The organism is Desulfovibrio sp., from assembly GCF_041907885.1.
Taxonomy (GTDB): Bacteria; Desulfobacterota; Desulfovibrionia; order Desulfovibrionales; family Desulfovibrionaceae; genus Desulfovibrio.
In genome coordinates, this window is the sequence record NZ_JAYRGM010000015.1 from 57,456 (window position 1) to 67,813 (window position 10,358).

Sequence of the window (10,358 nt, forward strand, 5' to 3'; positions counted from 1 at the left end):
TGTTTAGGGATAATTTATGGCCACCGTTGTATGGTGGTCTTTTTTTTGAGGCAATAGAATCGTCAATGGTTGCTTCAGAAGTAAAAATTAAAGAAAAAAATATAATGATTTCAGCGTAAAATGTGGCATAAGATAAGCCCAATATGTGCTGTTTGTATGTGCAATCATATGGTTATCTATGTGCCATCAGGCTGAAATGGCACGCAAAGTTACCAGATTAAGAATAATCTCACAAATTTGGTCAGTTCCGCTTAAAAAAATGTAACTATCTTGCGATATCACGTTTTTTTGAGTATGGTGAAAACAAATCTCCATTATTGTTATGTGGCTATTGCCTTAGCTCAGTGAACATGAGAAAAGTAATTAATTCGGTGAGATCAAGGAGTAGTGGCAATGCGCAAGCCGTATACTGAGATGGATCTGATCACCTTCCAGCGTAAATTCGGTACGGAAAAGGCATGCCAAAAGCGCCTATTTTCCATGAAGTGGCCGGAAGGATACCGTTGTCCGCGCTGCGGGTGCACCACTAACTATAATGTTGAGTCCCGAGGCTTGTATCAATGCACTGTTTGCAAACATCAGGCCTCACTTACCGCCGGAACGGTCATGCACAAAACCAGGACGCCGCTTGTAAAATGGTTTTGGGCCATCTATCTGCTGAGTACAGACAAGCGTGGTCATTCCGCCTTGGCCCTGTCGCGCAAGCTCGACATTGGGATCAAATGTGCCTGGACCATGCAGCATAAAATCCGTGCGGCCATGGGAGCCCGTGATGCCGAGTACCAACTTGCCGGATTGATTCAAGTTGATGACGCTTTTTTCAACGGTGGTGCCGGGAAGGGCGGTGATAAGCGGGGCCGGGGCACAAGCAAAATTCCGGTTCTTGTCATGGCTGCCACACGAAACGATGCCATCACCTTTGCAAAGATGGAAATCCTTGAGCGTGTTGACGCAGGACACATTCAGAACGTTATCGACAGACATGTAAGGCCGAAGCAGAGCATCAAAAGCGACGGCCTGCCTGTTTTCAACGTGGTCAGGGACATGGGGCATACGCATTACCCTGAGGTGGTGTATCCCAAGCGAGGCACACCAAATTATGATGCCCTGAAATGGGTAAACATACTGGTATCAAACGCAAAAGCATTCATTCTCGGCACATACCACGGGGTCATGAAAAAGCACTTGCAGCGCTATCTTGATGAATTCTGCTACCGCTTCAACCGCCGCGCCTGGGCTGACCAGGGCTTCGACAGACTATTATTGGCATGTGCCAATGCTGAAACGGTTACCTATGCTGAGCTAAGGCAATAGCCACATAGTCTAATGTACTAAAAAATTTTCGTCCGTAAATCATATTGAATGCTGTATTTAATTATTTGATCGTCGATTGATGTCAGTGTTGCGGCATGGTTGCATGCATAAACTGGTTGTTTAAATGAACAGGCGTAGTGGTAATTAAAACTTAAATTTCAGTAGAATAAAGATTTGATCAGAATGAGGGGCTTTTGATAAAATTCTTAACATACCGCCCCCGGAAAATTACAAACTATAAAGTCATGCGCAATCGGCAATCTTATTGCAATCCCTCCAGCACAACGCGCCTGACAAATAAGGCCCATGTTCCGTAGCTCAACAACAAGGCAGCCCGCGCTTTTCAACAAAAGCGCGGGCTGCCTGCGTTCGGTCTTACTATGGTGTAAAGGCGTTGCGGCTCTAAATGCCCAGGTCGCGCAACAGATTGTCCACAGCCATGTTGCCCATGGTTTCTGTGGCCCCGGCTGTGGATGACGAGCAGTGCGAACCCATCACCAGGTTGTCCAGCTCGTACCATGCGGGGTTGGCCGGGGGTTCCTGCTCAAAAACGTCAAGGCCTGCTCCGTAGATGCTGCCCTGTTGCAGGGCCGCCAGCAGGGCGGTTTCGTCAATCAGGCCGCCGCGCGCGGTGTTGATGAGCACGGCGGTTTTTTTCATGGCCGCCAGGCGCTCGGCATTGATAAGGTTGCGGGTTTCATCGGTCAGCACGGTGTGCAGCGTGATAAAATCCGCTTCGCGGCAGATGCGGTCAACATCGGCGCGTTCAACGCATTCCTTGGCAGCCCAGGCATCGTCCCACACCACGTCGTGAGCGAGAATTTTCATGCCAAAACCCTGGGCGCGTTTGACCACGCAGCGGCCAATGGCCCCAAGGCCTATGATGCCGATGGTTTTGCCGTACAGGTCGATGCTTGTGATCTTGCCCCAGTCTTTCTGGCGGCAGCGGCGGTCGATAAGACCGGCCTTGCGGGCCACCATAAGCATGAGGGTAAGCGCGTAGTCGGCCACGGCGTTGCTGTTGGCCCCCACCGTGCGCGAAACGGCGATGGCGCGCTGCTTGCAGGCATCGAGGTCGATGTTGTCGAGGCCCACACCGTATTTGGCTATGGCCTTGAGGTTCGGCGCAGCAGCCAGAACATCGGCATCCATGGGGTCAACACCAAGAATAACGCCAGCGCAGCTGGCCAGTTTTTCTTTCATCTGCTCGGCGGAAAGAATGCCGCCGGTGTCGTTGCGTATGACTTCCAGCCCGGCCTGGGCCAGACGGTCAAAAAGCTCGGGATTCGTTTTGCCGAATGAGCGGGGTGTAACAAGAATTTTCACAAAAACTCCTTGTGCGGATATGGGCAGTATCGGGCCGGTAACCGGCGCATACAGCCTTACTACTCTGCGGGTATTTGTCAACGAGCGGCATTTGCGCCTTGCCCCTGCAACGACTAACCGCCGGCGTGTACCGCCGGGCGGAAAGCACAGAAACCAGTCGCTTTACGGCGCGGCCAAGCCGCAGCCTGCTTCTGGTTTCTGATGCGTTGCCCCTGCAACGACTAACTGCCGCCGGGAAAACCCGGCGGCAGTTAGTCTTCTCCGGCAAAGCGTGTTATGCCTGCACGTCAACCTTGCTGCCAATGCCCTCGGCAGCAAGCCCCTGACTGCGCATGTTCTGCTCCATCTCTGCACCCTTATCAATGGTTCCATTGATAAGCGCGGCAGACATGCTGGCCTGAAAGTTCAGGGCGCTCTTGCTCACGCTTACGCTCATGCCCATTTGTACGTCGTCCATGGCGTGCTCCTTGGCCGCGTATGCGACCTGTACCTTATTCTTATCGGCCATGGGACAAAAAAGTGTAGGGTATGGGGCTGGCCGCAAATTCGGCCTCTGGTTGGTCTATTGCGGCGCCTGACCTTCAAGTTCCTTGAGCTTTTTCCATACAGTTACGCGGCTTATGCCCAGTGCGTCGGCCAGGGCCTTTTTGTTGCCGCCAAATTCCTCAAGTGAGGTTTCAAGAATATACCGCTCCATTTCAGCCATGGTTCCGCGTGGTACGCGCAAAAAATCGTCCTGTTGCGGGGTGGGGCCAGCCAGCGCCTGACGCTGGCAGTGGCGGCGCATGATGTCTGTCAGCAGCGCAGCAAAATCCTGCTGGCCGTCGTAAAGTGTGAAGGCCCGTTCCAGAATATGCTCCAGCTCGCGCACGTTGCCGGGCCAGTTGTGGGCGTTGAGCTTTGCCAGCATGTCTTTGTCAAAGGCAACCTGTGAACGCCCGGGCACGCTCTGGTGGCTTTTTTTGATAAAGTGGGCAATGAGGGCAGGGATGTCCTCCTTGCGTTTGCGCAGAGGGGGAATTTGCAGCGGCAGGATGCTGAGGCGAAAGAACAGGTCGCGGCGAAAGCTGCCCTCTTGCGCCATGGCGTACAGATCGCGGTTTGAGGCGGCGATGATGCGCACATCGATGTTGGTGACCCTGTCACCGCCAATGCGAAAAATCTCCTTTTCCTGAAGCGTGCGCAGCAGTCGCACCTGTGTTGCCAGGCTCATCTCGCTGATTTCGTCCAGAAACAGGGTTCCCCTGTGGGCCAGTTCAAACATGCCCGCCTTGCCGCCCTTGCGCGCGCCGGTAAAAGCCCCTTCTTCGTAGCCAAAAAGCTCGCTTTCCAGCAGGTGTTCTGGCAGGGCCGCGCAGTTTACAGCCACAAAGGGGCCTTTTCTGCGTTCGCTGAAATTGTGGATGCTCTGGGCCAGCAGCTCCTTGCCCGATCCTGTTTCGCCCTCGATCAGAATGGAGGCGACGCTGTGGGCATAGCGTTTGGCCTCGGCAATAAGGGGATCAAGCGTGGTACTGGCACCCACGATGTCTTCAAATTCGTACTTGGGCACAAGCCCCTTGCTGGCAAGCTGCACCCGTGCTTCGGTTTCGATCTGCTGAATTTTTGACAGCTCCTGAAACACTATGATGGTGCCCTGGTCATGCTCGCGCACGCGAATGGGCACGCGGTTGACAACCAGGGTTTTGCCCTTGAGGGGCAGTACCTTGTCCACGGTGTACTCGCCGCTGCCGAGCATCTGCTTGAGCTCTGGCGGGCTTGAGGCCGCGCCCAGGTTCATTCCCACCAGTTTCTTGCCGTGCAGATCAAGTATCTGTTTGGCAGGCCGGTTGCAGATGGCCACGGTTTTGTCGCTGTTGACTGAAATGATGCCGCTGAGGGAATAGTTGATGATATTGTTGAGGCGGCGCGAGCGGGTTCGTTCCTTGATATGCTGTTCAACAATGTTGCGGGCAGAAAGCACCGCCTGCCGTACACTGTTTTTGCTGGAGCGGATAAGATAGTAGGGCAGGCCGTGCTGTGCTGCCTTGTCCATGACACAGCCACCAAAACCAATAACGGCAGCGCCCTTCAGGGAGGGCAGCCGGTCGATAATATTACTGAAGTCCTGGGCGTTGCGGTAAATAACCTGCTGAAAATTTTTAAGTTTGGCAAAGGCTGCCAGCTCTTCGATGTCTTCGCTCAGGTTGCTGTCGTAGGTGATGCAGAGCAGTTTTTTGTGGTGCTCCGCAGCTTCGCGCAGGGGGCTGATGATATCGCTGGCGGTGATCTGGATGGGCACAACCGGTATTTTGACCATCTGCTGTATGGCTATGGCCGTGCCAGCCTGGCTGATGATAACATCGTACTGGTTTTCCATTTTCAGCGCGTGGATGTGCCCGCAGCTGTAGATGCCACCGTTGAATATGTCTACCTCAACGCCAAACTGCCCGGCAGACTGCCGCACAAGCTGTGCCATTTCATCATAAATGGAAACGCACAGGATGCGGGGCTTGAAGCTGGCTGAAGACATAAAAATCCTTCGTATCTTGATCTGCTTGCGCGGGGGTAAGGCTTTGATATGCTAAACTTGTAAACCGCAATGTTCTCAAAGTAAAATCTGCAAGGTTTGGGTGTGTAACGAACTGACGATGTGGACAAATTTAGTGCAGGTCCCGCTTGCCGGGTGGCCTTGGGCACGGTATGGCCTTGCCTTGGGCCAGCCTGTGTTTATTGTCTGTTGCACAGCCCTTCCTGTGTGGCGGGCTGACATGCATGGCAGTGGTACTTTTTATAAAATTGAGGCGTGTTATTTGAGCAACTAGTGTGCCATCGTCACAATTTTAAGAAAAATTAGTAACTACGGTCATTTGGGCCTGCGATGGTTTGGACGCCTTTGAAAAAACCGGTCTTTGATGGTAATAGTGACAACAGTGGTGTTAATTTTTTTAACGCACATGTTTGATTTTTGCTCGCCATCGCTCTGGTGCTGGTTGACCATTGCAGCAGGCGGCAACTCCATGTAGAATAATACGAATTTGCAGATAACCGCCAGGGGGCGCTCAACCCGGCAGGCCGGTCAAGGCGCAACCGAACAGCTCCGCAGGATTTTGCCATGAACACAAAGCAGGATATCACCACAACCGGCATGCCCCTTATTGACAGCGTTGTTGAGCGGCTCTGCCACGAAACCTCGCTCAGCACAGTATGGCACCGCTCTGGACAGGGCGCACCCATGCCTTCGTTGACAGTGCTCTCGGAAATACTTGAGCGGCTGCGCGCGGCCATTTTCCCCGGGTATTTTGGTGCGGCCACGGTACGGCGCGAATCCATGCGCTATCACCTTGCGGCCAATCTCGACAGCATCCACCGCCTGCTGGGCGAACAGATTGTGCGCGGCTTCTGCTTTAGCTGCGAGGGGCTTGGCATTCCCTGCACCTCGTGTGAAACAGAAGGACAGAACGCGGCCCTGGCCTTTATGGACAGCCTGCCCGAAATACGCCGCCTGCTGGCTGGCGATGCCAAGGCCGCTTACGAGGGCGACCCTGCGGCCACCAGCCCCGGCGAAACCATTTTCTGCTATCCTTCGCTGCGGGCCATGTTTCATCACCGCATTGCGCATGAGCTCTATAAGCTCAAGGTTCCGGTGATACCGCGCATTATTTCGGAGATGGCCCACAGCACCACGGGCATTGATATTCACCCTGGCGCTGCCATTGGCGAGGAATTTTTTATCGACCACGGCACGGGTGTGGTTATTGGCGAAACCTGCATCATCGGGCGCAGTTGCCGCCTGTATCAGGGTGTCACCCTGGGCGCGCTTTCCTTTCCCAAGAATGCGGACGGCACGCTTACCAAGGGTCACCCGCGTCACCCCATTTTGTGCGACAATGTCACCGTTTACGCAGGGGCCACCATTCTTGGCCGCGTTACGGTGGGCAAGGGCGCAGTGGTTGGCGGCAACGTGTGGATAACCCAGGATGTGCAGGAAGGCGCACGCATAACCCAGGAAAAGCCCCGTGCCTGACCGACCCCGGCGGGCCCACCAGCCGCAACGGCCCCAGCCATCACATCTGATACGGCTGTGCGGGCTTGCATGCATGCGGGGGCGCGCGGCTGCCCTGATTCTGGGTGTCATGTTCTGCACGGCTCTGCTGCCTCTGGGCGGATGCGGCATGAGTGTAAAACCCAGCGGGCAGGTGGCTACAGAAATCAGCGTTGGCCGCTAGCGGCCCATCGGGCAGATATGGAAGCCCCGCCGTACATGGACGCATTTACAGAGCGTCATGAACGGCGGGGCTTTTTTGGGCAAACAGGGGACAGGAAAACCTGAATCTTGTTGGCTTATTGTGCGGATTTCGGGCGCGGTGGGCCTTGTGGTATGGACATAAAGCCTCTTGCATGACATACTCCCGCCTTCTTAAATTCTGGCTGTTATAAAACGCCCACGCGGCGTTTGCAGCTCGGAAAGTGGAGTTGTCATGGAATTTTTTACCGAAGTTGTGGGCACAAGTATCAAGATATACGCGCTCATGACGCCCCCTGCCGTGCTGAGCGCCTTTATCAGCGGTACAAAGGGCTTTGACAAAAAGCAGAAATCGACCGTGGCCGCCAAAACTTCTGCGGCCATCTTTCTTATTGGCGTAACGCTTTTTCTGTTTGGGCCACACCTGTTTTCGCTTTTCGGCTTCACGCTTGATGCCTTTCGCATTGGCGCAGGCGTGCTGCTTTTTCTTACCGCTGTTTCGCTCATGAACGACGATGGCAAGGATGCGCTCTCTGGCAAGGAGGGCGACATAAGCGTTGTACCCTTGGCCATACCGCTGGGTATGGGGCCTGCCTCCATTGGCGCTGTGATGGTTATGGGCGCTTCGGCCACAGAGATGCATCAGGTGCTGGTGGGCGTGTTTTCGCTGCTGGCGGCATCGTTTGGCATGTTTGTGCTGCTGCGCATGGCCGATGGCGTGGTGCGCGCCCTGCACCGCACGGGTATTGCCGTGCTTTCAAAACTCACGGGCCTGCTGCTGGCGGCCATTGCCGCACAGGTTATTTTTACAGGTATACGCGCCTTTTTGGGTTAGCAAGCGGCGGGTGCAAATGGTATAAACGGCGAAATCTGCGTATTTCGCCGTTTTGATATGAAAAAACGGATTGTGCGGTTAAGGGGTAATGCCCGGCGCGCTGGCCGCATGCGGCCATGTGTCTGGCAGGGGTGAAAGGGTGTTTTAACGGCATGGGGTCTGCTGCCCCGGCGCGGTATTGCTCCCCAAAAAGCTTGAACGCGTAACGGGGCAACACGAGGAGGATGTCATGAACGTACTGGAAAAAATGTTTAATCCTGCGGCCAGAGGCAGCACGGTTCGGCGCGAGATACGGGCTGGCCTTACCAGCTTTATGGCCATGTGCTACCTCATTTTTGTGGTTCCCAGCATGCTTTCTGATGCCGGTATGCCCAAGGATTCCGCCGTGGCGGCCACCATCTGGATTACTGTTATCGCCACCCTTCTCATGGGCCTGTGGGCGAAATTCCCCGTGGGTGTGGCCCCCGGCCTCGGCATTACGGCCTTTTTCGCCTACTACATCTGTGGCCCTGCGGGCTACACGTGGCAGACCGGCCTTGGCGCGGTGTTTATTTCTGGTGTCGTCTTTTTGCTGCTTACCGTAACCCGCGTGCGTCAGCTCATCATCAATGCCGTGCCCATGGACCTCAAATACGCCATTGTGGTTGGTATTGGCGCGTTTATCGCCTTTATCGGCATGAAGAGCTGTGGCCTGGTGGTAGCGAGCCCCGCCACATTTGTGACCCTGGGCAACCTGGGCGATCCCAAGGTGCTGCTTTCTGTGGCGGGTCTCTTCCTCATCAGCGCACTGCTTGCGTTGCGCGTGCCGGGAGCCATGATCATCGGCATTGTGGCCATTGCCGGGGCAGACATGCTGCTGAACGGACCGCATATGCCGCAGGGCAGCATTATCAACACATCCCTGCCCCTGCCCACAGAAACCTTCATGGCCATGGATCTGAAGGGTGCGCTGCACCACGGCCTGTTCTCGATTATCTTTACCCTTACCATGGTGGATCTGTTCGACAACATGGGCGTGCTTATCGGGCTTTCGCAGAAGGCCGGTTTTATCCGTGAGGACGGCCACATCGAGAATCTGGACAAGGCCCTGATTTCCGACTCCATCGCCACCATGGCCAGCGCCGTCATGGGCGCGACCACATCCACCAGCTATCTCGAAAGCGCTGCGGGCGTGGTCGAGGGCGGGCGCACCGGGTTGACCGCCGTGACCACCGCCGTGCTCTTTTTCCTCACCCTGTTTTTTGCACCGGTGATTGGCATGGCTCCGGCCTATGCCACGGCCCCCGTGCTGATCATCGTGGGCGCCATGATGATGCAGGAAGTGGGGCGCATCAAGTTCAAGGACTTTACCGTGGCCTTGCCCGCGTTTTTGACCATCATCAGCATGCCGCTCACCTTCAACATCGCCACGGGCTTTGGCTTTGGCTTTGTGAGCTGGGTGGGGCTGAAGGTGCTTACAGGCCGCTTCAAGGATCTTAATGTGGTGATGCTGATTATTGCCCTGTGCTTTGTGGTCAACTTTGCCCTGCGTCTGCACTAGCCGTTAGCGGCAACCATATGTGATTGCACAGTAAACCCCTGCTCTGGCGCGTGCCGGGCAGGGGTTTGCTTTTTTTGCCATAATCGCATGGGCAAAGCGTTCTGCTCCTTGCCTTTGCACGCGCATCAGGGCATAATTTGCGACCGAAAATTAACGCTCACCAGCCAACAGGCACATGAGGAATATTCGCACATGGCAATGCTTCTGCAATCACAGCGCCCCGTCAAACCCCTGTGGCGGGAATACGGCGAAGCCCTGTTCGTCGCGCTTATCCTGGCTCTGGTCATCCGCACCTTTGTGGTGCAGGCCTTTAAAATTCCTTCAGAATCCATGGTAAAAACCCTGCTTGTGGGCGACCATCTGCTGGCAAGCAAGTTTTCTTACGGCATCAAGATTCCCTTTACCCACACCTATATTTACAAGGGTGAAGACCCGGTCAAGGGCGACATCATCATTTTTGAATATCCCAATGACCCCAGCGTGGACTACATCAAGCGCATTGTGGGTACGCCCGGCGACACCATCGAGGTGCGCAACAAGCAGCTGTTCCGCAACGGCGAGGCCGTGAAAGAGTCGTTTATACGCTTTACCGAGCCAGACCGCATCCAGCCGGTGCGCGACAATTTTGGCCCGGTGACTGTGCCCGCCGACAAGTATTTTGTCATGGGCGACAACCGCGACAATTCCATGGATTCGCGCTTCTGGGGCTTTGTTGACCGCAGTGCCATACGCGCCAAGGCCTGGCGCATCTACTGGTCGTGGGGCGGGCTTGGCGATATTCGCTGGGACCGTATCGGCAAGGCCGTGCAATAGCGCCAGTCTGAGGTTTCAGGCTGCAAGCGCGGGCCGCCTGGCCTGTGTTCAGTCATGTATTTGCGGCGCGGGTAGGGTTCATCCGCGCCGTTTTTTATGGTGCAAGGCAAAGGAGTCGCATGGTTGTCCGTTTGAACAGCGGCGGGGTTGAAGGTGTCGATGCCTACCCCGTGGAACTGGAAGTGGGATAACGTACGGTATTTTTCGCACATTGAAAAAATAGAAGTAGCCCGCCAAGTCGGTTAAGTTTGGTTATCGCCAAACAACCACAAAACCAACACGGAGGGCTACAGATGGAAGCTATC

9 protein-coding genes are annotated in these 10,358 nt (G+C 54.9%); 6 read left to right on the forward strand and 3 right to left on the reverse strand.

Going from position 1 to position 10,358, the window contains the following annotated elements; all coding sequences use genetic code 11:
• The first annotated feature begins 393 nt into the window (after positions 1-393).
• Complete coding sequence (locus tag ACE3NW_RS08950; protein WP_374282548.1) at positions 394-1,314, forward strand: IS1595 family transposase; 921 nt, start codon at positions 394-396, stop codon at positions 1,312-1,314.
• Between the two features lie 402 nt (positions 1,315-1,716).
• Here the strand turns inward: ACE3NW_RS08950 and ACE3NW_RS08955 are convergent, their stop codons facing one another.
• From ACE3NW_RS08955 to ACE3NW_RS08965, 3 genes are all read right to left on the reverse strand, one after another.
• Positions 1,717-2,640, reverse strand: coding sequence for a phosphoglycerate dehydrogenase (locus tag ACE3NW_RS08955; protein WP_374282550.1), 924 nt, complete (start codon positions 2,638-2,640; stop codon positions 1,717-1,719).
• A gap of 274 nt (positions 2,641-2,914) precedes the next feature.
• Entirely contained in the window at positions 2,915-3,097 is a 183-nt protein-coding gene (locus ACE3NW_RS08960) for a hypothetical protein (RefSeq protein ID WP_374282552.1), read from the reverse strand.
• A gap of 105 nt (positions 3,098-3,202) precedes the next feature.
• Positions 3,203-5,152, reverse strand: coding sequence for a sigma 54-interacting transcriptional regulator (locus ACE3NW_RS08965; protein WP_374282554.1), 1,950 nt, complete (start codon positions 5,150-5,152; stop codon positions 3,203-3,205).
• 582 nt (positions 5,153-5,734) lie between these two features.
• Here ACE3NW_RS08965 and epsC point away from each other — a divergent pair.
• The 5 genes from epsC (at position 5,735) to lepB (ending at position 10,053) form a co-directional block, all read left to right on the forward strand.
• Positions 5,735-6,646 (forward strand): serine O-acetyltransferase EpsC, encoded by a 912-nt coding sequence (epsC, locus tag ACE3NW_RS08970; RefSeq protein ID WP_374282556.1) that lies wholly within the window; start codon positions 5,735-5,737, stop codon positions 6,644-6,646.
• Positions 6,639-6,848, forward strand: coding sequence for a hypothetical protein (locus ACE3NW_RS08975; protein ID WP_374282558.1), 210 nt, complete (start codon positions 6,639-6,641; stop codon positions 6,846-6,848). Before epsC ends, ACE3NW_RS08975 begins: the two co-directional genes overlap by 8 nt.
• Before the next feature lie 252 nt (positions 6,849-7,100).
• The gene (locus ACE3NW_RS08980; protein WP_374282560.1) at positions 7,101-7,700 is read left to right on the forward strand and encodes a MarC family protein; all 600 of its coding nucleotides are present in this window, start codon (positions 7,101-7,103) and stop codon (positions 7,698-7,700) included.
• Positions 7,701-7,929: 229 nt separating this feature from the next.
• A complete protein-coding gene (locus ACE3NW_RS08985; RefSeq protein ID WP_374282562.1) occupies positions 7,930-9,240 on the forward strand; it encodes an NCS2 family permease in 1,311 nt (436 codons plus the stop codon).
• Between the two features lie 192 nt (positions 9,241-9,432).
• Positions 9,433-10,053 carry a signal peptidase I gene (gene lepB / locus ACE3NW_RS08990; RefSeq protein ID WP_374282564.1) on the forward strand — a complete coding sequence of 207 codons (621 nt, stop codon included), beginning with the start codon at positions 9,433-9,435 and terminating at the stop codon, positions 10,051-10,053.
• The last annotated feature ends 305 nt before the right edge of the window (positions 10,054-10,358 follow it).

Coding starts and splice junctions, on each gene's coding strand:
- ACE3NW_RS08950 (WP_374282548.1), top strand. CDS start 394: ATGCGCAAGCCGTATACTGAGATGGATCTGATCACCTTCCAGCGTAAA.
- ACE3NW_RS08960 (WP_374282552.1), bottom strand. CDS start 3,097: ATGGACGACGTACAAATGGGCATGAGCGTAAGCGTGAGCAAGAGCGCC.
- ACE3NW_RS08965 (WP_374282554.1), bottom strand. CDS start 5,152: ATGTCTTCAGCCAGCTTCAAGCCCCGCATCCTGTGCGTTTCCATTTAT.
- epsC (WP_374282556.1), top strand. CDS start 5,735: ATGAACACAAAGCAGGATATCACCACAACCGGCATGCCCCTTATTGAC.
- ACE3NW_RS08980 (WP_374282560.1), top strand. CDS start 7,101: ATGGAATTTTTTACCGAAGTTGTGGGCACAAGTATCAAGATATACGCG.
- ACE3NW_RS08985 (WP_374282562.1), top strand. CDS start 7,930: ATGAACGTACTGGAAAAAATGTTTAATCCTGCGGCCAGAGGCAGCACG.
- lepB (WP_374282564.1), top strand. CDS start 9,433: ATGGCAATGCTTCTGCAATCACAGCGCCCCGTCAAACCCCTGTGGCGG.